At 67.0% G+C, this 22,069-nt stretch carries 19 protein-coding genes and 1 pseudogene; 7 read left to right on the top strand and 13 right to left on the bottom strand.

Annotated features, from left to right (window positions below; all coding sequences use genetic code 11):
* Nucleotides 1-16 precede the first annotated feature (16 nt).
* The gene (locus tag LDJ84_RS29710) at nucleotides 17-1,021 is read left to right on the top strand and encodes a hypothetical protein (RefSeq protein ID WP_226045676.1); all 1,005 of its coding nucleotides are present in this window, start codon (nucleotides 17-19) and stop codon (nucleotides 1,019-1,021) included.
* On the opposite strand, the gene LDJ84_RS29705 is transcribed toward LDJ84_RS29710, so the two are convergent.
* Entirely contained in the window at nucleotides 1,003-2,337 is a 1,335-nt protein-coding gene (locus tag LDJ84_RS29705) for a sigma-54-dependent transcriptional regulator (RefSeq protein WP_065083757.1), read from the bottom strand. The genes LDJ84_RS29710 and LDJ84_RS29705 overlap by 19 nt on opposite strands.
* A complete protein-coding gene (locus tag LDJ84_RS29700; protein ID WP_037012776.1) occupies nucleotides 2,334-4,097 on the bottom strand; it encodes a sensor histidine kinase in 1,764 nt (587 codons plus the stop codon). Before LDJ84_RS29700 ends, LDJ84_RS29705 begins: the two co-directional genes overlap by 4 nt.
* Before the next feature lie 103 nt (nucleotides 4,098-4,200).
* On the opposite strand from LDJ84_RS29700, the gene LDJ84_RS29695 reads away from it, so the two are divergent.
* Entirely contained in the window at nucleotides 4,201-5,079 is an 879-nt protein-coding gene (locus tag LDJ84_RS29695; RefSeq protein ID WP_226045675.1) for an alpha/beta fold hydrolase, read from the top strand.
* Nucleotides 5,076-5,429 (top strand): hypothetical protein, encoded by a 354-nt coding sequence (locus tag LDJ84_RS29690; protein WP_024766832.1) that lies wholly within the window; start codon nucleotides 5,076-5,078, stop codon nucleotides 5,427-5,429. Before LDJ84_RS29695 ends, LDJ84_RS29690 begins: the two co-directional genes overlap by 4 nt.
* On the opposite strand, the gene LDJ84_RS29685 is transcribed toward LDJ84_RS29690, so the two are convergent.
* Entirely contained in the window at nucleotides 5,426-5,890 is a 465-nt protein-coding gene (locus LDJ84_RS29685) for a DUF3301 domain-containing protein (protein ID WP_205896325.1), read from the bottom strand. The two genes, LDJ84_RS29690 and LDJ84_RS29685, sit on opposite strands and share 4 nt — an antisense overlap.
* A gap of 147 nt (nucleotides 5,891-6,037) precedes the next feature.
* Here LDJ84_RS29685 and pdxY point away from each other — a divergent pair.
* Nucleotides 6,038-6,901 (top strand): annotated as a pseudogene (gene pdxY / locus LDJ84_RS29680) (pyridoxal kinase PdxY); the annotation flags it as partial.
* Nucleotides 6,902-7,138: 237 nt separating this feature from the next.
* Here the strand turns inward: pdxY and LDJ84_RS29675 are convergent.
* The 6 genes from LDJ84_RS29675 to LDJ84_RS29650 all read right to left on the bottom strand — a co-directional run bounded on the left by LDJ84_RS29675 (nucleotide 7,139) and on the right by LDJ84_RS29650 (nucleotide 14,273).
* Nucleotides 7,139-7,723, bottom strand: a complete 585-nt coding sequence (locus tag LDJ84_RS29675) for a YqaA family protein (protein WP_024766834.1) — start codon at nucleotides 7,721-7,723, stop codon at nucleotides 7,139-7,141.
* A 4-nt stretch (nucleotides 7,724-7,727) separates the two neighbouring features.
* Complete coding sequence (ybaL, locus tag LDJ84_RS29670; protein ID WP_024766835.1) at nucleotides 7,728-9,431, bottom strand: YbaL family putative K(+) efflux transporter; 1,704 nt, start codon at nucleotides 9,429-9,431, stop codon at nucleotides 7,728-7,730.
* Between the two features lie 209 nt (nucleotides 9,432-9,640).
* Nucleotides 9,641-10,120 (bottom strand): acyl-CoA thioesterase, encoded by a 480-nt coding sequence (locus LDJ84_RS29665; RefSeq protein ID WP_024766836.1) that lies wholly within the window; start codon nucleotides 10,118-10,120, stop codon nucleotides 9,641-9,643.
* A gap of 201 nt (nucleotides 10,121-10,321) precedes the next feature.
* A complete protein-coding gene (locus tag LDJ84_RS29660) occupies nucleotides 10,322-11,080 on the bottom strand; it encodes an SDR family NAD(P)-dependent oxidoreductase (RefSeq protein WP_024766837.1) in 759 nt (252 codons plus the stop codon).
* A gap of 297 nt (nucleotides 11,081-11,377) precedes the next feature.
* Nucleotides 11,378-12,745: a glutamine synthetase family protein gene (locus tag LDJ84_RS29655; protein ID WP_226045674.1), complete on the bottom strand. Its 1,368-nt coding sequence runs from the start codon at nucleotides 12,743-12,745 to the stop codon at nucleotides 11,378-11,380.
* Between the two features lie 133 nt (nucleotides 12,746-12,878).
* Nucleotides 12,879-14,273: an aspartate aminotransferase family protein gene (locus LDJ84_RS29650; protein ID WP_226045673.1), complete on the bottom strand. Its 1,395-nt coding sequence runs from the start codon at nucleotides 14,271-14,273 to the stop codon at nucleotides 12,879-12,881.
* 127 nt (nucleotides 14,274-14,400) lie between these two features.
* Here LDJ84_RS29650 and LDJ84_RS29645 point away from each other — a divergent pair, with 127 nt between their 5' ends.
* Complete coding sequence (locus tag LDJ84_RS29645; protein WP_065083751.1) at nucleotides 14,401-15,189, top strand: SDR family NAD(P)-dependent oxidoreductase; 789 nt, start codon at nucleotides 14,401-14,403, stop codon at nucleotides 15,187-15,189.
* A gap of 72 nt (nucleotides 15,190-15,261) precedes the next feature.
* Entirely contained in the window at nucleotides 15,262-15,927 is a 666-nt protein-coding gene (locus tag LDJ84_RS29640; protein WP_280048095.1) for a GntR family transcriptional regulator, read from the top strand.
* An 8-nt stretch (nucleotides 15,928-15,935) separates the two neighbouring features.
* On the opposite strand, the gene LDJ84_RS29635 is transcribed toward LDJ84_RS29640, so the two are convergent.
* From LDJ84_RS29635 to LDJ84_RS29625, 3 genes are all read right to left on the bottom strand, one after another.
* Nucleotides 15,936-16,148 (bottom strand): YgdI/YgdR family lipoprotein, encoded by a 213-nt coding sequence (locus tag LDJ84_RS29635; protein WP_017521498.1) that lies wholly within the window; start codon nucleotides 16,146-16,148, stop codon nucleotides 15,936-15,938.
* 103 nt (nucleotides 16,149-16,251) lie between these two features.
* Nucleotides 16,252-16,653 (bottom strand): SMI1/KNR4 family protein, encoded by a 402-nt coding sequence (locus LDJ84_RS29630; RefSeq protein ID WP_024766840.1) that lies wholly within the window; start codon nucleotides 16,651-16,653, stop codon nucleotides 16,252-16,254.
* Between the two features lie 178 nt (nucleotides 16,654-16,831).
* Nucleotides 16,832-17,716, bottom strand: coding sequence for a Tim44 domain-containing protein (locus LDJ84_RS29625; protein WP_038803436.1), 885 nt, complete (start codon nucleotides 17,714-17,716; stop codon nucleotides 16,832-16,834).
* Nucleotides 17,717-17,973: 257 nt separating this feature from the next.
* On the opposite strand from LDJ84_RS29625, the gene LDJ84_RS29620 reads away from it, so the two are divergent.
* Nucleotides 17,974-19,734, top strand: a complete 1,761-nt coding sequence (locus LDJ84_RS29620) for a cation:proton antiporter (protein WP_024766093.1) — start codon at nucleotides 17,974-17,976, stop codon at nucleotides 19,732-19,734.
* Between the two features lie 144 nt (nucleotides 19,735-19,878).
* Here LDJ84_RS29620 and uvrD read toward each other — a convergent pair whose 3' ends face one another.
* Nucleotides 19,879-22,059: a DNA helicase II gene (gene uvrD / locus LDJ84_RS29615; protein ID WP_065083748.1), complete on the bottom strand. Its 2,181-nt coding sequence runs from the start codon at nucleotides 22,057-22,059 to the stop codon at nucleotides 19,879-19,881.
* Nucleotides 22,060-22,069 lie beyond the last annotated feature (10 nt).

The following is a 22,069-nucleotide window of genomic DNA, read 5'->3' as shown; positions in this document are numbered from 1 at the left end:
CGACAAGGATGCCGAGATGACCAGTGACAATCCCTTTGCGACACCCCAGGCACCGCTCACCGCATCGAAAGCCGCTTTGGCATCGGTCGGCCGCGAACCCCTGCAGTTCGTCGCCGCCATGATCGTGGCCGCGGCCGTGGTGTTCTTCGGCAGCAATGCCGTGCAGTGGATCTTCGACCTGGGCAACTACCGCGAGCGCCTGCCTCAGTACTTGCCGACCATGCTGGCGAACTGGCTGGGTGGGCTGGCTTTCTATGCCGCGGCAGTCCTGCTGCTGGTGCATTACCAGCGCGAGCGCCACGGTATCGCACGCTTCCAGCCGCTGACCGGACTGTTGGTAGGCTTCGGCGTGGCCTATCTGATCGCCACCATGGTCGTCAGCACCGCCGTGTCCTACCTGAGCGTGTCCTTCTACCAGTGGGCGTTCGAGCAGGGCTCCCGGACCCTCTGGATAGCCCTGTATGGCCAGGTCAATTCGCTGATCAATCTGGCCCTGGGTTGCCTACTGCCGCTCTGGCTGGTCCTGCACCTGGCGCGCTCACGGTGTGAACCGATGGCGCCGGGCCAGGCCGCCGCGCTGCCGTCCTGGCATGTGGCGCTGGCGGTTGCGCTGTGCTTCACCGCGGTGATCTACAAGCTGGTCACGGCACTGGGCTACGGAGTGCTCTACCTGTACAGCGGCGCTGACGGCTGGCAGTCGGTATTCATGCTGTCAAGCTGCGTACTGCCTTTCGCCATCGTCATGACGGCCGTGCGGACTCGCCTGCCCGCCCGGCTCTCGCGCTTCGCCGCCGGCCGCGTGCTGGCCTGCGCGCTGGTCCTGCTGGCGCTGTGGATGGTCGCTATCGTGCTGGCGTCGGTCCTGGTGGCCTTCGCCGCCTACAGCTCGCTGAACTCCAGCAGTCTGCCGCTCTACCTGCTTCCGCCGGCGATCCTGCTGCTGGCGCTGCTCTGGCCGCTGGCGCGCTGGTGTTCCGGCTGGTTCTTCGCCGAACAGATGGCTCAGTCCTCGCCCAGGTAGTCCCCACGGCTCAGCCCGTGGCGCTGCATCTTCTCGTTGAGGGTGCGGCGCGGCAGGCCGAGCAGCTCCATCACCGCCTTGATGTCGCCCTTGCACTGGCCCAGCGCCTGGCGGATGCACTGCGCCTCGTAGGCTTCCATGCGTTCGAACAGGCCGTTGCCGGCCGGCGCTTCCGGTAGCTCGGCGCGGTCCAGGCCGAGCACGTGGCGCTCGGCGGCGTTGGCCAGTTCGCGGACGTTGCCCGGCCAGTCGTGGGCGAGCAGGCGGGCCAGTTGGGTTGCCGACAGCGGCGCAGCTTCGCGGCCGAACTTCTCGCTGGCCAGCAGCGCGTAGTGCTCGAACAGCAGCGGGATGTCCTCGCGGCGTTCGCGCAGGGGCGGCAGGCGCAGCTCGGCGACATTCAGGCGATACACCAGGTCCTCGCGGAAGCGCCCGGCGCGGGCCTCTTCCAGCAGGTCCGGCTTGGTGGCGGCGATCACCCGCAGGTCGACCTTGATGCTCTGGTTCGAACCCAGGCGTTCCAGCTGCTGTTCCTGCAGCACGCGCAGCAGCTTGACCTGTTGGGCCAGCGGCATGCTTTCGATCTCGTCGAGGAACAGGCTGCCGCCGTTGGAGTGCTCCAGCTTGCCGATGCGCTTGCCCTGGGCGCCGGTGAAGGCGCCGCTTTCGTGGCCGAACAGTTCGGTCTCGAACAACTGCTCGGGGATCGCCGCGCAGTTCAGTGCGACGAAGGGCTTGCCGGCGCGCGGGCCGAAGTCGTGCAGGCAGCGCGCGACCAGCTCCTTGCCGCTACCGGTGTCGCCACGGATCAGCACGTTCACCGGCGTACCGGCCAGCGCCATGATCTGCCGGCGCAGGGTTTCCATCGGTCGCGAGACGCCCAGCAGGCGGGATTCGATCTGGTCCTTGAGCGCCGCCTGCTCGCGCAGCTGGCGGTTCTCCTGCACCAGCCGGCGTTTCTCCAGGGCGCGGCGCAGGCTGTCGAGCAGGCGTTCGGGGGTGAAGGGTTTCTCGATGAAGTCATAGGCGCCCTGGCGCATCGCCTGCACCGCCATGGGCACGTCGCCGTGGCCGGTGACCATGATCACCGGCAGGTCGCGGTCGAGCTGCTGCAGGCGGTCGAGCAGGGCCAGGCCGTCGGTGCCGGGCATGCGTACATCGCTGATGACCACGCCGGGAAGCTCGCGGGCGACGCCTTTCAGGCACTCGTCGGCGCTGCTGCACAGGCGCACTTCGAAACCGGAGAGTTGCAGCCATTGCTGCACGGCGTCGCGGATGGCGGCTTCGTCGTCGACGAAGAGAATGGTCTCGCTCATGGTCTGGATTCTTCGCTGGCGGCCGGCAGGCTGAGCCGGAATACGGCGCCGCCGGAGGGCTGGTTGGCGGCGCCGAGGCGCCCGCCGAGTTCGTGGACGATGCCGTAGGATACCGCCAGCCCCAGGCCCAGTCCTTCGCCCACCGGCTTGGTGGTGAAGAAGGGGTCGAAGACGCTGGCCAGGTGCGCCTCATCGATGCCCGGTCCGTTGTCGGCGACTTCCAGGCACCAGTGCTCGCCGTCGCGGCGCAGAGTCAGCTCGATGCGTGGCTGGGCGCTGTTGGCCACTGCGTCCAGGGCGTTGCGGATCAGGTTGACCAGCACCTGCTCCAGGCGGATCGCGTCGCCCAGCACCCAGGCCGGTGATTCCAGCGCCTGGCGGATGTCCACGCCTTCGGTACGGATGCGCACGGCCAGCAGTTGCAGCGCCTGCTCGACCACGTGGCCCAGTTCGATGCGCTCGCGCAGGCCGCCGGGGGTCTTGCGGGCGAAGGTCTTCAGGTGGCCGGTCAGCGCGGCCATGCGTTCGAGCAGCTCGTCCACGCGCACCAGCGCGGCGCGGGCGTCGTCCTGGCGGCCGGCATCGAGCAGCAGGCGCACGCTGGCCAGCTGCATGCGCTGGGCGGTGAGCGGCTGGTTGATTTCGTGGGCCAGCGCGGCGGACATCTGCCCCAGAGCCGCCAGCTTGGCAGCTTGCACCAGGCCGTCCTGGGCAGTGCGCAGGGCGGCGGTGCGCTGCTCGACCAGGCGCTCCAGTTCTTCCTGGTTGCGCTGGCGCAGGCGGGCCAGGCGCCGTCGCTGCTGCAGCCAGAGGACGAGGAATACCAGTGCCATCCACGCACCGGCGGCGGCCAGGCGGGCGCTGGTGACGTCCGACTGTACGCCGCGGGTGTCGCGCAGCAGGTGCAGGGTCCAGTCTTCTTCCGGCAGGCCGACCGATTGCCAGAGGTAGTCGCCGCTGATTTCCTGGCCGTCGACACGCACCATGCGCGCATGCTCGCCGAGGCTTTCCAGCGTCCGGTGCGGCAACGCGCTGAGCGGCTGCCGGTGGTACTGGCGGGTATCGGCCAGTTCCGCGCGGGCCACCGCGTCCAGCGGCATCAGCTCGCGGTAGCGCCAGCGCGGGTGGTTGGCGAGGAACACCACGCCCTTGCTGTCGCTCACCAGCACCACGTCCGGGGTCTGGCTCCACTGCCGTTCGAGGTCGGGAAACTCCAGCTTGACCACGATGGCGCCGAGGAAGGTGCCCGCGTCGTCACGCAGTGCGTTGGACAGGAAGTAACCGGGAATGCCGGTGGTCACGCCGACTGCGTAGAAGCGCCCGGCGCCCTGGGCGATGGTCTGGCGAAAGTAGGGCCGAAAGCTGTAGTTGTGGCCGACGTAGCTGGTCGGCAGGTTCCAGTTGCTGGCGGCCACGGCGAGGCCGCTGCGGTCCAGCAGCTCCAGCGTCGACGAGCGTGCCGCGCCGTTGATTTCCTGCAGCTTGAGGTTGAGCCGGTGCTGCACCTCGTCCGTCAACGGGCCACGCATGGCCGCACGCAGTTCCGGGTCCAGCGCCAGCACGGAGGGAATGCTGCGGAAGCGCTCGATCAGGGTATGCAGGGAACTGGCGTAGAGGCCCAGCTGCTCATGGGCGGTTTCCGCCTCGGCCAGCAGCGCGCGGTGCCGCGCCTTCTCGCCTGCCCAGAACACCGACAGCACCAGCCCGGCCAGCAGGAGCAGGCAGATCAGCAGCAGGCGAAGGGGGCGGGTAGGCGACATGTTCGACGGTGTTCGACCAAGGGTCGGCGACAATAGCATGACCGCGCGCTGGTCCGGCGCCCCGCTGCCTCGCTAAACTGCCGCATCCCGATGGAGAGCTTCGATGCAGTTGTCGTCCTGGACCCACGAAGGGTCCGCCGGTTTCACCCTGCGCGGCTGGCGCAGCGAGCCCAGTGGCAAGCCGCTGCTGCACTTCCTGCATGGCAATGGCTTCTGTGGGCGTGCCTACGAGCCGATGCTGAAAGTCCTGGCGGAGGATTTCGACCTCTGGCTGTGCGACGTCCAGGGCCACGGCGACAGTGACCACGGCGGGCGCTTCCATGGCTGGAACCGCAATGCCGAGATGGCGGTGGAGGCCTTCCAGGCCGGCAACAAAGCCTTTGGCGACGTGCCGCACTACGCCGCCGGGCACAGCTTTGGCGGCGTGCTCACCAGCCTGATCCTCGGCCGGCATCCCGAGCTGTTCCGCCGCGCGGTGCTGCTCGACCCGGTGCTCTTTACCCCGGCGATGATCGGCGTGATGGCGCTTTCCGAAGTACTCGGCCTGCACAAGCGCCGCACCATGGTGCAGAAGGCGCGCTCGCGGCGCAGCCAGTGGCCGGACCGCGAGGCGGCCTACGCCGGCCTGCACGGCCGCGGTATCTTCAAGGGCTGGGCCGACGCCGCGCTCCGGGCCTACGTGGAGAACGCGATGAAGCGCACCGAAGCAGGTGTCGAACTGAAATGCCGGCCCAGCCGCGAGGCGGAAATCTTCAGTTCCTTTCCCAAGCGCCTGTGGCCGTCGCTGGGCAAGGTGGTGACGCCGACCCAGGTGCTGTTCGGCGAGCGCACCTACCCGTTCGTGCCCAAGTCGGTGGCACGCTGGTGCGCTTCGAACACGGTGGTGAGCGGCCAGTGCGTCGACGGTGGCCACTGCTTCATGCAGGAGTTTCCCGAAGACAGCGCCGAGCGCGTGTCGCGCTTCCTGCTGGGCCACGAATGAACGACCCGGCCCGCGAGTCCGTCTGGCTGGCCCTGTCCGAGCTGTGGCTGGATACCGAGCTGGACGAGGCCGATCTCGCTACCATCGCGAGCACCCTGGCGATCAGCGGCTACCCACTGGACGAACTGGAGAAGATCTTCCGCCTGGAAGTGGCGCCGGTGGTCTGGAGCAATAGCTGGGTAACGGCGGGGGTGTGGGACGGCTTCGATCCCGACTGGCTGTTCGAGGGCTGCCGGCGCAACCAGAAGCGGCGCTATTCACTCTGGCATCGCGGGCGCTGCCGGCTGCTGCGCAAGGCGATGACTGCGGCGGTGGAAGAGGACTGGCGGAAGATCCGCGCGCGGCTCTAGTCGCCGACTTTCTTGCCCTGGTGCGCGCGGCGCCATTCGTCCAGGCGCACCACTTCTGCCTTGGCGCGCGGCGCTGCAGGGGTGTCGTCGAAGACCGCGTCGATAATCTCTTCGTCCACCGGCTGGGCGGTGGGATGGAAGGTAGCGACCGGCGAGAGCGGCATGCGCGGCTCCGGCTCCATGCGGAACGGCGCCAGCTCGACCCGGCCCAGGTGCTGGCCGAACATGGCGATGCTACCGGCGTAGCGTTCCTGGCCGGTGGCGGTGAACTCGAAGGCGTATTCGCGGGCCAGGCGCAGGTTGCCGCGGCCGTCGCGCTGGAAGCGGAAGCGCTGCAGGGCCATGGCGTCATCCAGCAGTTCCACGCCCTCGCGCGCGCAGTGCTGCTTGGCCAGGACCAGTGCACGCTCGCGGATGCCATGGGCGCGCCACCACCAGGCGGCGCCCGCGACAACCAGCATGAAAATGAAAAGATTGCCCAGGTCCACTTCGGCTTCCTCGGAATCGGCGCATCAGCTTACTCACTCCGCCGCCGGGCGGCGAGAGGGGGATGTTCACAGCGTGTGAATTGCGCCCCATACTGCCCCATTCTGTAGCAGGACACCGTTATGCCGCGCACTCCCCACGTTCTCGCCATCCAGTCCCACGTCGTCTTCGGCCACGCCGGCAACAGCGCCGCGGAGTTCCCCATGCGACGCGTCGGGGTGAACGTCTGGCCGCTGAACACCGTGCAGTTCTCCAACCATACCCAGTATGGCCACTGGACGGGCCAGGTGCTGCCGCCGGAGCAGATTCCGGCGCTGGTGGACGGCATCGCTGCCATTGGCGAGCTGGGCAATTGCGACGCGGTGCTGTCGGGCTACCTGGGCAGTGCGGCGCAGGGCCGTTCGATCCTCGAAGTGGTGCGCCGCATCCGCGAGGTGAACCCGCGTGCGGTCTACCTGTGCGACCCGGTGATGGGCCATCCGGAGAAGGGCTGCATCGTCGCCCCGGAAGTCGGTGAGTTCCTGCTCCACGAGGCCGCCGCGGTGGCCGACTACCTGTGCCCGAACCAGCTGGAGCTGGACAGCTTCTGCGACCGCCAGCCGACCTCCCTGGAAGACTGCGCGGCAATGGCCCGTGGCCTCCTCGTGCGCGGCCCGAAGGCGATCCTGGTGAAGCACCTGAACTACCCCGGCAAGCCGGCGGATGCCTTCGAGATGCTGCTGGTGACCCTCGACGAGACCTGGCACCTGCGCCGCCCGCTGCTGGCCTTCCCGCGCCAGCCGGTAGGCGTGGGCGATCTGACCTCGGGCCTGTTCCTCGCCCGTCTGCTGCTGGGCGACGACCTGCGCACAGCCTTCGAATTCTGCGCCGCCGCCGTGCACGAAGTGCTGCTGGAGACCCAGGCCTGCGGCAGCTACGAGCTGGAGCTGGTGCGCGCCCAGGACCGCATCGCCCATCCGCGGGTGAAGTTCGAGGCGGTGAAGTTGGGGGGATCTGAACGGGGTTTTAGGGGGGAATCCTGCGCTGGGTGCGCCCCTCACCCTAACCCTCTCCCGGGGGAGAGGGGACTGTCCTGAGCGGGTGGGCAGAGTGAAGCTCTCCGGCTGACGCCGAGTTATCCACAGAATGCTGATCGGCCCCCTCTCCCTCCGGGAGAGGGTTGGGGTGAGGGCATGTCCAGCTCGCTCCTACACCATCCCGCCTGCCGCCTGCCGCCTGCCGCCTCAGAGCATGTACTTGCCCAGCAGCAACCCGCCCACCACCATCGCGGTGAGCAGGCCGAACGCCAGCCCCAGGCGTTTCTCGATGGCCTCGCGCAGTGCCGGGCCGGCCCAGAACAGCAGGGCGCAGGTCGCCGCGAAACGCAGGGTACGCGCCACCACGCTCAGGGCGATGAACAGCACCAGATCGAGCTGGGTCACCCCGCTGGTGAGGGTGATCAGCTTGTAGGGCAGCGGGGTGAAGCCGCCGCCCAACAGCACCATCAGCCAGCCGAGCTCGTTGTAGCGCTCGGCGACCTCGGCGAAGTTCTCCTGCAGCCCGTAGAAGGCCAGGATCGCCTGGCCCACCGTCTCGAACAGCAGCAGGCCGATGAAGTAGCCGGCGATGCCGCCCAGCACCGAGCTGACAATGCAGATCGCCGCGTAGCGCCAGGCCTTGGCGCGGTTGGCCAGCACCATCGGCACCAGCAGTGCATCCGGCGGGATGGGGAAGAACGAACTCTCGGCGAAGGTCACTCCGCCCAGCGCCAGCTCCGCCCGCGGATGGCCCGCCAGGCGCATGGTCCAGTCGTAGAGCCGGCGCAGCATGGCGTCAGGCCGACTGCGGCAGGTGGTCGTCGCCCGGTGCCGCGGCGGCGTCCTCGCGTTCGACTCGCTCGACCATGCCGCGGGCGATTTCGCGCTCGCCCATGATCACCAGGCTGGCGCCGTTCTGCTCCAGGTAATCCACTTCGGCGTCGAAGTGGGCGCGGGCGATGATGTCAAGGTTCGGGTTGATTGCCCGCGCGTGGCTGGCGATGGTCCCGGCCTCGAAACCGTTGGGAATGGCGATCAGCAGCCAGCGCGCCGAAGTGATGTTGGCCTGGGTCAGCACATCGGGATTGGCGGCATTGCCCACCACCACGCAGAGGCCGTGCTCGCGCAGTTCGGCGGCCTTCTCGCGCTTGTCCTCGATGACCACCACCGGCACCTTGTCCTTGCGCAGCCGCTCGCTCACCAGCGCGCCAACGCGGCCGTGGCCGATGAGGATCGCGTGGTTGTGCTCCAGCACCGGCGGCGGCAGGTCCTGGGGCTCCACCTGGACCACGCCGGGCTCGCTCTCGGCCTTCTGCTCCTGGCGCGCCTGCAGGCGGTCGATGGCGATGAACAGCAGCGGGTTGACCAGGATCGACAGGATCGCGCCGGCCAGCACCAGGTCGCGACCGGCTTCGGGCAGCAGGTTCAGGGTGACGCCCAGGCCGACCAGGATGAAGGAGAACTCGCCGATCTGCGCCAGGCTGGCGGCGATGGTCAGCGCGGTGCTGTTGGGGTGGCCGAACATGCGCACGATGACGTAGGCCGCCACCGACTTGCCGAAGACGATGACCAGGAAGGTCGCCAGCACCGGCAGCGGCTCCTGGATCAGGATCGCCGGGTTGAACAGCATGCCCACCGAGACGAAGAACAGCACGGCGAAGGCGTCACGCAGCGGCAGCGAGTTCTCGGCGGCCTCGTGGCTCAGCTCGGACTCGTTGAGGATCATCCCGGCGAAGAACGCGCCGAGGGCGAAGGACACGCCGAAGATCACCGCCGAGCCGTAGGCGATGCCCAGGGCGATGGCCAGCACGGCGAGGGTGAACAGCTCGCGCGAGCCGGTCTTGGCGACGCGCTCCAGCACCCAGGGCACGAAGCGGCGACCGCCGACGATCATCACCGCGACGAAGGCCGCGACCTTGCCCAGGGTCAGCAGGATCGGCATCAGCAGGCCGCCGTCGCCACCGTCGGAGGTGCCGCCCAGGGAGCCGGCCAGGGCCGGCAACAGGACCAGGGTGAGGACCATCGCCAGGTCCTCGACGATCAGCCAGCCGATGGCAATGCGCCCGCGCTTGGTATCGATCAGCTGGCGCTGCTCCAGCGCGCGCAGCAGAACCACGGTACTGGCCACCGACAGCGCCAGGCCGAAGACCAGCCCGCCGCCGAAGTTCCAGCCCATCATCCACGCAAGGCCCAGGCCGAGCAGGGTGGCGACGCCGATCTGCACCACCGCACCGGGGATGGCGATGGCTTTCACCGACAACAGGTCCTTGAGCGAGAAGTGCAGGCCGACGCCGAACATCAGCAGGATCACGCCCAGTTCGGCGATCTCCACGGACAGCGCCTGGTCGGCGACGTAGCCGGGGGTGAACGGCCCGGCCAGCACACCGGCGAGCAGGTAGCCCACCAGCGGCGAGATACGCAGGCGGTTGGCCAGGGCGCCGAGGACGAAGGCCAGCACGAAGCCGACGGCGAGGGTGGTCAGTAACGGGGTGTGATGCATGGTCTGGGCTCCGGGCACTCAGGGAGCGACCGGACTGCGCATCAGCACCGGGTCGCTCGACGGTGGGTCACGGGGGCAAACCCGCGTGTGAAAAGTTTAGGCGTAGTAATCAATTCCTACCTTGCTTTCACGCAAGGGTAACCTGTTGACGCATTGGGAAATTTCCGCGACACGCGGGATTTCTTTTCAGGAAATGTCGCGAACGTCCGTCATTCGTCGCGAAGCTCCTTGTAGCGCTGTTCCAGCTCCTGGCGAATTTGCCGACGCTGTTGGGCCTGGGCAAAGCGACGTTTCTCGTCCTTGGTCTGCGGATCGAGTTGCGGCACGACGATCGGCTTGCGCTCGTCGTCCAGCGCCACCATGGTGAAGAAGCAGCTATTGGTGTGGCGCACGGACTTCTCGCGGATGTTCTCGGTGACCACTTTCACGCCGATCTCCATGGAGGTGCGGCCGGTGTAGTTCACCGAGGCAAGGAAGGTGACCAGTTCGCCGACGTGGATCGGCTGACGGAAGATCACCTGGTCCACCGACAGGGTCACCACGTAGTAGCCGGCGTAACGGCTGGCGCAGGCGTAGGCGACCTCGTCGAGGTACTTGAGCAGGGTGCCACCGTGGACATTGCCGGAGAAGTTGGCCATGTCGGGGGTCATCAGGACGGTCATGCTGAGCTGGTGGTTGCCAGGTTCCATGGAATTCTCGGGCAATTGTCTGGGGAAAAGGAAAGGGGCCTCACTCTGGACAACCCGAGCGCGGCTGGCGACACAGTTTTTTCTATATCCCTGATTGAGCAGCGGCGCCAGTGGACCCTTCGCCAGCGGTGTATCTGCCGTTCGAACAACGCCCTGAACGAAAACGGGCGACCCCTGGCCGCCCGTTCACGTCGCTGCGCTTCAGCGCCCGGCCGAGAGGCCGAAGTCGATGGCCAGGTCCGCACCGGTGATGGCTTCGGATTCCGGCTTGCAGAGGTACCAGACCAGCTCGGCGACTTCCTCCGGGCGGATGAAGCGCGCCACCTTGCCCTGTGGATAATCCTTCAGCAGTTCGCGCTTGTAGGCCGCCGGGTTGCCCTGGCCGTAGCGCTCGGCCTGGTAGTCGAGCATCGGCGTGGCGATGTCGGCCGGCGAGATGGCGTTGACCCGCACGCCGGATTCGGCGAGTTCCAGGGCCAGAGTGCGGGTGAGCATGGTCAGCGCCGCCTTGCTCGCACAGTAGGCCGCGGAGCCGCGATAGGCCTGGCGGCCGGAGTCGCTGGAAATATTGACGATGCTGCCGTGGTTTTCCTTGAGGTAGGGCGTCGCGGCCTGGCACATGTAGAACGCCGCCTTGAGGTTGACCCCCAGGACCAGGTCGAAGTCGTCCTCGTTGAAGTCTTCCACCGGGCCTTCGCGCCAGACGCCGGCGGCGTTCACCAGGGCATCGAGGCGGCCGGTGCGGGCGAGGATGTCGGACATCAGGCTGTGGCAGTTGTCCGCTCGTCGCAGGTCGCCGACGGCGGTGGCATCCAGCGGTACTTGCGCGTTCAGCGCATGCAGGCCGGCTTTATCCACATCGGTGGCGGCGATGCGCCAGTGGCTTTGGGCGAAACGTTTGGCGATGGCTTTTCCGAGGCCACCGGCAGCGCCGGTGATCAGTACGACGGGAGTGCTCATTGTCTACGGGTTCTCCCTGCCTGAGAGAGGACGGCGGCCGGCAGGCAGACCGGCGGCGCCGCGTTGACCACGGAAGCGCTCAGCCGCGCCCCGTGGAACTACTGACCAAGAAAAGACCAGAATCTTCACTCTGGCAGGGTAAATTTTTCGTAAGTCTTTTGCGTGTCGGCGGGTGAGCTGATTGCTGGGCGCAAAATGGCGGATAACGCTTCGCGTTATGCGCCCTACGGGAGCCCAGGGGACATCTTACGTAGGGCGAATAACCGTTCACGGTTATCCGCCGTTTCGGTCAGTCGTTCAGGCGTGATGCAGATACCAGCGCCAATCCTGCTCGCCGACTTCGCCCATGAACTGGCGGAACTCTTCCCACTTGATCGCCAGGAACACCTTGAGGAATTCCTCGCCCAGCGCGTCGCGGGCCCAGGTGGAGGACTCCAGCGCGCGCAGCGCGGTGAGCCAGTCGGTGGGGAGGAATTCGGTGGCCTGCTCGTAGCCGTTGCCGACGATGGGCGCGCCTGGGTCGATCTGCTCGCGGATGCCTTCATGGATCGCCGCAAGGATCGCCGCCGCCGCGAGGTACGGGTTGGCGTCGGCGCCGCAGATGCGATGCTCGATGTGCCGGCTCTTCGCCGGGCCGCCAGGCACGCGGAACGACACGGTGCGGTTGTTCACGCCCCAGCTCTTGGCCAGCGGCGCATAGCTGTTGGCCTGGAAGCGGCGGAAGGAGTTGGCGTTGGGGCAGAAGATCGCCAGCGAATCCAGCAGGCGCGCCATCATGCCGCCGATGGAGTGGCGCAGCAGTGGAGTGCCGTGAATGTCTTCGCTGGCGTAGAGGTTGTTGCCCTGTTCGTCGGCCAGGCTGACGTGCAGGTGCATGCCGGAACCGGCGCGGTCGCCGAACGGCTTGGCCATGAAGCAGGCCTGCAGGCCGTGCTTGTTCGCCACGCCCTTGACCAGGCGCTTGTAGCGCACGCCTTCGTCGATGGCCTGCATGACGTCGAAGCGGTGCTCCAGGGTCAGCTCGACCTGGCCTGGCGCGTACTCGGAGATCGCCGTGCGTACCGGCAGGCCCTGCACTTCGCAGGCGGCGTAGAGGTCGTCGAGGAACGGCTGCAGTTGTTCGAGCTCATAGACGCCGTAGACCTGCGGCGCTTCCGGACGGATGCCGTTCATCTGCAGCGCCGGCTGCGGGCGGCCGTTGGCGTCGCGCTGCTTGTCCAGCAGGTAGAACTCCAGCTCCACCGCCATCACCGGGTGGAAGCCGTTGGCCTTCAGCCGGTCGACCACGCGGGACAGCGCCTGGCGCGGGTCGGCGGGCGTGGCGGGCAGGCCCTGGGTCGGGTGCATGCTCACCTGCAGCTGGCCGGTGGGGCTGGCGCGCCAGGGTTGCAGGGTCAGGCTGCCGGGCAGCGGGTAGGTCCAGCAGTCGGCGTCGGCCACTTCCCAGACCAGCCCGGTGCCTTCGACGTCCTCGCCCTGCACGGTCAGCGCGAGGATCGAGCTGGGCAGCGGGCGGCCGTTGTCGTAGATCGCCAGCAGCTCGTCGCGGTGCAGCAGCTTGCCGCGCGGGATGCCGTTGGCGTCGATGATGAAGAGTTCGATGCTGCGCACGTCCGGGTGGGCGGCGAGGAAGGCTTCGGCTTCCTTTCGATCGGCGAATTGCATGGTGGTCCTCGGTGGGCGCGGGGCGCGCCGCAGAATGCTTTTCGTAGGAGCGAGCTTGCTCGCGAACGCTCTTTTGTAAATCCGCTGCGGGGCGGGTTCGCGAGCAAGCTCGCTCCTACAGGGGGAGTTTCGATCAGGCCTCGCGCGCGCCGGGGATCGCCAGCAGCTCGGTGATGCCGGCATCGAGGGTCTCGATCAGGCGATCCACGTCCGCGGCGGTGGTGTCCGGGCAGCACAGGGTCATGTTGTGGAACGGCGTGATCAGGATGCCGCGGTTGATCAGGTACAGGTGCAGCGCCATCTGCAGCTCGTCGTGGAAGGCCGCTTCGGCCTCGGCGCCCGTACGCGGGGATACGGGGCAGAACTGGAACTCGCTGCGCGCGCCCAGCTCGGTCACCGACCACTTCAGGTCGTGCTTGGTGATCAGCGTGCGGAAGCCGTCTGCCAGGCGCTTGGCCAGCGGCAGCATGTGGTCGTAGGCCGCCTGGGTCATCACCTGTTCCAGGTTGGCGCGCATGCAGTGCATGGCCAGGGCGTTGGCCGAGAGCGTGGTGCCCATGCCGCTGTGGCCGTGGCCGTGGCTGTCCTCCTGGGCGCTCTGGCGCGAGGCGGCCATGCGTTCGGCCATCTCCGCGCTGCAGCCGAAGATGCCGCAGGGCACGCCGCCGGCGATCGGCTTGCCGACCACGAAGAAGTCCGGGTCGAGGTTCCACAGCTGGGTGCAGCCGCCGATATTGGTGGAGATAGTGTGGGTTTCGTCGATGATCAGCAGCGAACCGTACTTGCGCGTCAGTTCGCGGCACTTCTGCATGAAGCCCGGATCGGGGAGGACCATGCCGATGTTGGTCATCGCCGGCTCGCACAGCAGGGCGCAGACGTCGCCCTGGGCCAGCGCGGCTTCCAGCGCTTGCACGTCGTTGAAGGGGATGGAGCGGCTGTGCTGGGTCAGGTCGTACGCCTGGCCGACCAGGCCGGAGCGGTGCACGGTTTCGCCGTCGCGGTAGCGCACCATCACGTCGTCGACGGTGCCGTGGTAGCAGCCGTCGAACACCAGCAGGGTCTTGCGCTGGGTCACCGCGCGGGCCCAGCGCAGCACGTAGCGGTTGGAGTCGGTGGCGGTAGCGGTTACCTGCCAGTAGGGCAGGCCGAAGCGCGCGGCGAGCAGCTCGCCGCAGACCACCGCGTCTTCGCCGGGGAGCATGGTGGTCAGGCCGCGCGCGCCCTGTTCGGCAAGGGCGCGGGCGATCGGCGCCGGCGAGTGGCCGAACATGCTGCCGGTATCGCCGAGGCAGAAGTCCACGTATTCATGGCCGTCCACGTCGTAGAAGCGGGCGCCCTGGGCGCGTTCGACGAACAGCGGGCAGGGCGTGGACCAGTCGGCCATCCAGTGCATCGGCACGCCGGCGTACAGCGACTGGTGCGCACGCTCGGCGAGGGCGACGGACTTGGGATTCTGTTCCAGGAAGCGCTGGCGCTCGCGGGCGGTGAAGAGATCCACGGCCTGTTGGGCGATTCCGCTGGCGGTCATGTTGCACACCTCGTTTGTTATTTCGCACATCTTCCATTTGTGATCACAAAAATGTCAATACAGCGAAGCGACTGCCTGATAATCTGCCCTGTAACGAATTTTGTGATCACAGAACAAGAAGATGCCCATGAAAGATGTCACGAATGAGTCCGCCTGGGCCGGCCAGGTAGCTCTGGTCAGCGGCGCCGGCAGCGAGTCCGGCATCGGCTTCGCCAGTGCCCGCCGGCTGGCGCGCAACGGTGTGAAGTTGCTGCTCACCGCCAGCAGCGAGCGGGTCCTGCAGCGGGCGCAGGAGCTTTGCGCCGAGGGCTTCGAGGCCCGCGCTCTGCCCGCCGACCTGACCGATGAAGGCGACGTCCTTGCCCTGGCCGAGTGGGCGCAGGCGCAATGGGGAAGGGTAGACGTGCTGGTGAACAACGCCGGCATGGCCATGCAGGGTAGCCCCGAACCCTTCGCCGAACTCGCGGCGATGGACTTGGCAACCTGGAACCTGTCGCTGGCGCGCAACCTGACCAGCGCCTTCCTGCTCACCCGTGCGCTGCTGCCGGGCATGCTGGAGCGCGGCTACGGGCGCATCGTCAACGTCAGCTCCACCACCGGCACGCGGGCCAGCAATCCGGGCGAGTCGGCCTACAGCGCGGCCAAGGCCGGGATGCTCGGCATGAGCATGGGGCTGGCGCTGGAAGTGGCGCAGCGCGGGGTGACGGTGAACAGCGTGGCGCCGGGCTGGATTGCCACCGGCTCCAGCAGCGAAGAAGAAATCCAGGCCGGGCGGCGCACGCCGCTGGGTCGTTCCGGGCGACCGGAGGAGGTGGCCGCCGCCATTGCCTTCCTGGCCTCGCCCGAAGCCAGCTACATCACCGGCGAAGTGCTGGTGGTGGATGGCGGCAACTGTCTGATCGAAAACAAGGGATAAGCGAGATGAAGCACGACTGCAGCCTGACCTTCGCCCAACTGCCGGCGCCGCCGGCCGGGCGGGAGTGAAACCATGGCCGACAACCTTCAGGAACAGCTCTACCAGAACCTGCGCCAGGCCCTTTTGAGCGGGCGCTTCCAGCCTGGCGAGCGACTCAAGATCCGCGACCTGGCTGACGAATGGGGCACCAGCCCGATGCCGGTCCGCGCCGCCCTGCAACGCCTGGTGGCAGAGGGCGCGCTGGAAGGTGAGCCGCAGCGCTCGCTACGGGTGCCGGTGATGACCCGCGAGCGCTACCTGCAGATCCTGCAGGTGCGGCAATCCCTGGAGGGGCTGGCGGTGGAGGATGCGGCGCGGCACCTGCGGCCCGCCGACATGGCCGTGCTGCGTGATTGCACCGAGCGCATGGAAGACGCGCTGAACGCCCGTGACGTCCATGGCTACCTGGAAGCCAACAGCCTGTTCCACCTGACGCTCTACCGCGCCTGTGGCAACCCCACGCTGCTGCGCATGATCGAGGCGCTGTGGCTGCAGGTGGGGCCGTTCTTCAACCGGCTGTTCACCGAGGCCGACCTGTCGCTGCGCCTCAACGACTTCCACGAAGACACCCTGCAGGCGCTGGAGCGTGGCGATGGCGCAGGCGCACGCAAAGCCATCGAACAGGACCTGGGCTACTGCGGCCAGTACCTGCTCAATCTGCTGGAGCTGGAAAGCGGGGGAAGGCTGGGGGCGCGCTAGGGCGCCCTTCAGGGGGTCTTGATGAAGCGGACGTTGTCCTTCTTGATCAGGATCGTCTCGCCGTTCAACTGCTCGAATTCGTAGTAGTCATTGTATTTGTCGTAGTCGGAGTGATCCTTCACCAGGATTTCGCTGCCGTCCTGCAGCGTCACCACGGCCTTGTCGGCGCATCCGGCGAGGCCGAGCAGCAACAGGCAGGTGAACAAGGCTTTCAACTTCATAGTTTCTCCACGGGGCATCGTACCCGCCCGGGCAGCAAGGGCTGGAGGTACGCTGGGTTGCCTGTGTGACCATGGAAGTTTCAGGAAATTCCGACATGGGGCTTCAAGTATCGAGCCATACGTCGCGTGCCCAGGTCCAGACGGAGTCCCAGGTTTCCTCGGTGAGCTCGCCGTCGGCCCAGAGAATCACCTCGCCGTCCTCGGCGACCGCGTAGTAGTCGTCACCGTCGGCGCAGAGCGGGATCAGCTCGCGCGGCAGGCCATTGGCCCAGGCCACGGCCGCGACTTCCGGCAGGTAGGTGTGGGACTGTGGATCGGTCGCCGTGACGGGTTCCAGGCGGCCATAGACGACGTCGCTGACCAGCAGGAGGAACTCGCGGAATTCCGACGGAATGCCGATCAGCAGCGCTTCCTCGATCTCCACCAGCAGTTCTTCGTCGGGCAGTTCCAGCGGTACCGGAACCGGCTCGTTCGCTTCACGCAGTTTCTCGATCACATCTTCCACAGACGGGGCCTCTCTATATTCGACGAATGGCGCGCTTTATACAGTAGTAGCCGGCCCTCCGCGCAAGACCACTGCGCGGGCGCCGTCCGGACGAGCGGCGGGGGCAGGGCAAGCCTGTGGCCGATGTGCAAAAACGAAAAAGCCCGGCAATCGCCGGGCTTCTTCTTCACGCGCAGGGTCAGTTCTGGCGGATGCCAGCCACCAGCCAGGGCTGGTTGTCGCCCTGGGCGCGCTCCATGCGCCAGCTTTCGCTGAAGGGTTCGCCCTGGTCGAAGCGCGAGGACTTCGACACGCCGCTGAAGGTCAGGGTGGCGATGGTCTTGTCGGCCTGGTCGTCCACGCCCTCGAGCTGCACGTCGAGGTTGTCGATGTAGGTGGACTGGTAGCTGTCGCCCAGGTCCGCGCGCTCCTGCTTGAGGAACTGCAGCATCTGCGGGGTGACGAATTCGGCGATCTTGTCCATCTCGTTGGCGTCCCAGTGCTGCTGCAGGGACATGAAGTGCTCGCGGGCGGCGCCGATGAAACGGGTCTCATCGAACCAGCTCGGGGCGTTGATCACCGGACGGCTGTCCATCACCGGGCGGGACGCGCCACCGAAGATCGACGGCGGAGCAGTCGGCATTTCACGCTGCATCGGCGCGTGGCCGCCGGCCATGGCGGGCTGCTGGCCCTGCTGCTGGCGGCGACGCGAAGCGATGAAGCGGAACGCGATGAAGGCGATCAGCGCGATGATCAGGATGTCGAGGAACTGCATGCCCTGGAAGCCGTCGCCCATGAACATGGAGGCGAGCAGGCCACCGGCGGCGAGGCCGGCCAGCGGGCCGAGCCAGCGCGAAGCGCCGCTCTTGGCAGCGGCGCCGGCAGCGCCTGCGGCGGCACCGGTCGCGGCCGGGCCGGCGGCAGTCGGGGAATTCGGCGCGGCGTTGGGTTGCGCCTGGCGGGTCTGGTGGCTCGGCGCAGAGCCCATGCTCTTGCCGCCACCGAAACGTTTGGCGGCGTTGACGTCGAGGCTGAGCGTCACGGCGACACAGAAGGCCATGGCAAGGCTGAGAAAGCGCTTCATCGTTGTCATTCTCTTGGTTGGTATACGACGCACGTCATGTTGCAGGCCGGGGCCGGTGAGGGCCAGCCGGATTTTGTTTCGTGCTGTTGCCCTGTTCGGGCCCGACCCCTGATATGGGGGCGGTTGAATCCCTTTCCAAATCAGTCTGTTACTGATTCTTTCAGAGCCGCCTGTCGGAAGGCTCGGATGGTAGGCTTCGCTGAGCGAGGCCGTCAGCCGCGCGATCCCCTGACCCCACGCCGCGAGGACCGCCGACCATGCATGCCATCGACTTCATCCAGGACCTCGCGGTGATCATGCTGATCGCCGGTTTCGTCACCATCCTCTGCCACCGCTTCAAGCAGCCGGTGGTGCTGGGCTACATCATCGCCGGGGTGATCATCGGCCCGCACACCCCGCCCTTCGCGCTGGTGCACGACGAGGACACGATCAAGACCCTCGCCGAACTGGGGGTGATCTTCCTGATGTTCTGCCTGGGGCTGGAATTCAGCCTGCGCAAGCTGTTCCAGGTCGGCGCCACGGCCTTCATCGCCGCGTTCCTGGAAATCACCCTGATGATCTGGGCCGGCTTCGAGATCGGCCGCCTGTTCGACTGGAGCACCATGGATTCGCTGTTCCTCGGCGCGATCCTGGCGATGTCTTCCACCACCATCATCATCAAGGTCCTGGGCGATCTGAAGATGAAGAACGAGCGCTTCGCCCAACTGATCTTCGGTGTGCTGATCATCGAGGACATCCTCGGCATCGGCATCATCGCCCTGTTCTCCGGCATTGCCGTGAGCGGCACGGTGGAGGCCGACCAGGTGTTCTCCACGGTCGGCAAGCTGAGCCTGTTCATGGTCGTCGCGCTGGTCGTCGGCATCCTGCTGGTACCGCGCCTGTTGGCCTACGTGGCGAAATTCGAAAGCAACGAGATGCTGCTGGTGACGGTGCTCGGCCTGTGCTTCGGCTTCTGCCTGCTGGTGGTGAAGCTGGAATACAGCATGATCCTCGGCGCCTTCCTGATCGGCGCGATCATGGCCGAGTCGCGCCAGCTGATCCAGATCGAGCGCCTGATGGAGCCGGTGCGCGACATGTTCAGCGCGATCTTCTTCGTCGCCATCGGCCTGACCATCGACCCCAAGGTGCTGGTGGACTATGCCGCGCCGATCCTGGTGATCACCCTGGTGGTGGTCGCCGGCAAACTGATCTCCTGCGGCGCCGGCGCCTTCATTGCCGGCAACGACGGGCGCACCTCGATGCGCGTGGGCATGGGCCTTTCGCAGATCGGCGAGTTCTCCTTCATCATCGCCGCGCTGGGCATGAGCCTGGGCGTGACCAGTGACTTCCTCTACCCGGTGGTGGTCGGCGTGTCGGCCATCACCACGCTGCTGACGCCCTACCTGATCCGCTCCGCCGACCCGCTGGCGCTGTACCTGGGCCGCAGCCTGCCGTCACCCATGGTGCGGGTGTTCAGCCTGTACGGCGAGTGGCTGCGCAGCATCAAGCCGCGGGGCGACAAGGCGATCCTCGCCGGAATGATCAGGCGCATCCTGCTGCAGGTCGGGGTCAACCTGACCCTGGTGATCGGCATCTTCTTCGGCCTGGCGTTCTTCGCCGGGCAGATCGGCCAGTGGCTGGCGCAGTTCGTCGAGCCCGAGGCGCTGCACAAGGCGTTGATCTGGGGCGCCGCGCTGTTGCTGTCGCTGCCGTTCCTGATCGCCGCCTACCGCAAGCTCAAGGCGCTGGCGATGCTGCTGGCGGAAATGGGCGTGAAGGCGGAAAGCGCCGGCCGCCACACGGCCCGCGTGCGCCGGGTGATTTCCGAGCTGATCCCGCTGCTGTCGCTGGGCGGCATGATGCTGCTGCTGGCGGCGCTCAGTTCGAGCATCCTGCCGCCGGGTGAGTTGCTGGTGGTGGTGGCACTGATCGCCGCGCTGGTGATCGCGGTGTTCTGGCGCTGGTTCATCCGCGTGCATTCGCGGATGCAGGTGGCGCTGATCGAGACCTTCGAGCAGAACGGCGGCGGGCATCACTGAGCCCGCCGTCTCAGCCCTGGATTGCCTCCAGGGAGCACAGTCGTAGGGCGAATAACGCGGCAGCGTCATCCGCCGCCGAGGAGCCGGCGCATAACCTGTTCCAGGTCATGCGCCCTACGCTCTCTTGCGGTGGGGGCTAGCGGCTCAGATCGCTTCCAGCTTCGCGTAACCCATCATCAGCCACTTGCTGCCCTCGCTGTCGAAGTTCACCTGCACCCGTGCCTGGGCGCCGGAGCCTTCGAAGTTGAGGATCACGCCGTCGCCGAACAGCGGGTGGCGCACGGACTGACCGAGGCTGAACGGGGTGTCCGGCACGCTGGCGCCGCTGAACAGGTTGCCGCTGCGCTGGTTGCCCGAGAGCGGGCGGCTCACCGAGTTGGACAGGCGCACTTCCTGGATCAGGCTCGGCGGGATTTCGCGGACGAAGCGCGAGACCTTGTTGTAGGTCTCGCTGCCGTACAGGCGGCGGGTTTCCGCGTAGGTCATGACCAGGCGCTGCATGGCACGGGTGATACCCACGTAGGCCAGGCGGCGTTCTTCTTCGAGGCGGCCGGGCTCTTCCAGGCTCATCTTGTGCGGGAACAGGCCTTCTTCCATGCCGGCGAGGAACACCAGCGGGAACTCCAGGCCCTTGGCGCTGTGCAGCGTCATCAGTTGCACGCTGTCTTCGAAGGCGTCGGCCTGGGTGTCGCCGGATTCCAGCGCGGTGTGGTCGAGGAAGGCCACCAGCGGCGGGGTGTCCTCGTCGTCCGGGGTCTCGAAGGCGCGGGCGGCGCTGACCAGTTCTTCCAGGTTTTCCACCCGGGCCTGGCCTTTCTCGCCCTTCTCTTCCTTGTGGTAGGTGACCAGGCCGGACTGCTCGATGACGATCTGGGTCATCTGGTGCAGCGGCAGGCCCTCGACCTTCACCGCGAGCAGGTCGACGGTCTCCAGGAAGCCGTTCAGCGCGCTGGCGGCGCGGCCGGCCACGGCCTTGGCGGCGATCACGTCGTTGATCGCGCGCCACATCGAGGTGCCGTTCAGGCGCGCGGCGTTGCGGATCGCCTCGACGGTCTTCTCGCCGATGCCGCGCGGCGGCACGTTGATCACCCGCTCCAGCGCGGCGTCGTCGTCGCGCAGACGGATCAGCCGCAGGTAGGCCAGGGCGTTCTTGATCTCGGCGCGTTCGAAGAAGCGCTGGCCGCCGTAGATGCGGTAGGGGATCTTCTCGCGCAGCAGCGCCTCTTCCAGGACGCGGGACTGGGCGTTGGAGCGGTAGAGGATGGCGATCTCGCTGCGCTTCAGACCATCCTTGCGCAGGGCGTCCTCGATGGTCTCGACGATGTAGCGCGCCTCGTCGTGCTCGTTGAAGCCCGAATACAGGGTGATCGGCTCGCCGTCGACGCCGTCGGTCCACAGCTCCTTGCCCAGGCGCCCGCTGTTGTTGGCGATGAGCGCGTTGGCGGCCTTCAGGATGGTGCCGGTGGAGCGGTAGTTCTGCTCCAGGCGGATGTCCTCGGTGCCGGCGAAATCGTCACCGAACTGCTGGATGTTCTCGATCTTCGCGCCGCGCCAGCCGTAGATCGACTGGTCGTCGTCGCCCACCACCATCAGGCTCTCGCCGCCCTTGCCGAGGAAGCGCAGCCAGGCGTACTGCACGGCGTTGGTGTCCTGGAACTCGTCCACCAGGATGTGGCGGAAGCGCCGCTGATAGTGCTCCAGCAGGCTCGGGCGGTCGCGCCAGAGGTCCAGCGAGCGCAACAGCAGTTCGGCGAAGTCGACGACGCCGGCACGGGCGCAGGCGTCTTCGTAGGCCTGGTAGACGCTGACCATGGTCGACAGGTAGAGGTCGCCGCCGGCCTGGATGTTCTGCGGGCGGTTGCCCTCGTCCTTCTGCCCGTTGATGAACCACTGCGCCTGGCGCGGCGGCCAGCGCTGCTCGTCCAGCCCCATCTCGCGCACCACGCGCTTGACCAGGCGCAGCTGGTCGTCGCTGTCGAGGATCTGGAAGTTCTCCGGCAAGCCGGCTTCCTGCCAGTGCGCGCGCAACAGGCGATGCGCCAGGCCGTGGAAGGTGCCGACCCACATGCCCGCCGGGTTGATCCCCAGCAACTGCTCGATCCGCGCGCGCATTTCGGCGGCGGCCTTGTTGGTGAAGGTCACGGCCAGGATGCTGTGCGGCGAGGCGTTCTCGACCTGGATCAGCCAGGCGATGCGGTGCACCAGCACGCGGGTCTTGCCGGACCCGGCGCCGGCGAGTACGCGCTGGCGCCCCAGCGGCGCGGCTACGGCCTGGCGCTGCGGGTCATTAAGGGAGTTGAGCAGGTAGGAGATGTCATCGTTCATGGGGAGGCAT

The sequence above is a fragment of the Pseudomonas sp. HS-18 genome (assembly GCF_020401845.1).
In the GTDB taxonomy this organism is placed as follows: domain Bacteria; phylum Pseudomonadota; class Gammaproteobacteria; order Pseudomonadales; family Pseudomonadaceae; genus Pseudomonas; species Pseudomonas nitroreducens.
The sequence above is the reverse complement of the archived record's forward strand: the minus strand, read 5'-3'. Positions and strand labels throughout refer to the sequence as shown.

Bases quoted from the DNA above. Each gene is read 5' to 3' on its own strand.
- LDJ84_RS29710 (WP_226045676.1), top strand. From the start codon at position 17: ATGACCAGTGACAATCCCTTTGCGACACCCCAGGCACCGCTCACCGCA.
- LDJ84_RS29705 (WP_065083757.1), bottom strand. From the start codon at position 2,337: ATGAGCGAGACCATTCTCTTCGTCGACGACGAAGCCGCCATCCGCGAC.
- LDJ84_RS29700 (WP_037012776.1), bottom strand. From the start codon at position 4,097: ATGTCGCCTACCCGCCCCCTTCGCCTGCTGCTGATCTGCCTGCTCCTG.
- LDJ84_RS29695 (WP_226045675.1), top strand. From the start codon at position 4,201: ATGCAGTTGTCGTCCTGGACCCACGAAGGGTCCGCCGGTTTCACCCTG.
- LDJ84_RS29690 (WP_024766832.1), top strand. From the start codon at position 5,076: ATGAACGACCCGGCCCGCGAGTCCGTCTGGCTGGCCCTGTCCGAGCTG.
- LDJ84_RS29685 (WP_205896325.1), bottom strand. From the start codon at position 5,890: ATGCTGGTTGTCGCGGGCGCCGCCTGGTGGTGGCGCGCCCATGGCATC.
- LDJ84_RS29675 (WP_024766834.1), bottom strand. From the start codon at position 7,723: ATGCTGCGCCGGCTCTACGACTGGACCATGCGCCTGGCGGGCCATCCG.
- ybaL (WP_024766835.1), bottom strand. From the start codon at position 9,431: ATGCATCACACCCCGTTACTGACCACCCTCGCCGTCGGCTTCGTGCTG.
- LDJ84_RS29665 (WP_024766836.1), bottom strand. From the start codon at position 10,120: ATGGAACCTGGCAACCACCAGCTCAGCATGACCGTCCTGATGACCCCC.
- LDJ84_RS29660 (WP_024766837.1), bottom strand. From the start codon at position 11,080: ATGAGCACTCCCGTCGTACTGATCACCGGCGCTGCCGGTGGCCTCGGA.
- LDJ84_RS29655 (WP_226045674.1), bottom strand. From the start codon at position 12,745: ATGCAATTCGCCGATCGAAAGGAAGCCGAAGCCTTCCTCGCCGCCCAC.
- LDJ84_RS29650 (WP_226045673.1), bottom strand. From the start codon at position 14,273: ATGACCGCCAGCGGAATCGCCCAACAGGCCGTGGATCTCTTCACCGCC.
- LDJ84_RS29645 (WP_065083751.1), top strand. From the start codon at position 14,401: ATGAAAGATGTCACGAATGAGTCCGCCTGGGCCGGCCAGGTAGCTCTG.
- LDJ84_RS29640 (WP_280048095.1), top strand. From the start codon at position 15,262: ATGGCCGACAACCTTCAGGAACAGCTCTACCAGAACCTGCGCCAGGCC.
- LDJ84_RS29635 (WP_017521498.1), bottom strand. From the start codon at position 16,148: ATGAAGTTGAAAGCCTTGTTCACCTGCCTGTTGCTGCTCGGCCTCGCC.
- LDJ84_RS29625 (WP_038803436.1), bottom strand. From the start codon at position 17,716: ATGAAGCGCTTTCTCAGCCTTGCCATGGCCTTCTGTGTCGCCGTGACG.
- LDJ84_RS29620 (WP_024766093.1), top strand. From the start codon at position 17,974: ATGCATGCCATCGACTTCATCCAGGACCTCGCGGTGATCATGCTGATC.
- uvrD (WP_065083748.1), bottom strand. From the start codon at position 22,059: ATGAACGATGACATCTCCTACCTGCTCAACTCCCTTAATGACCCGCAG.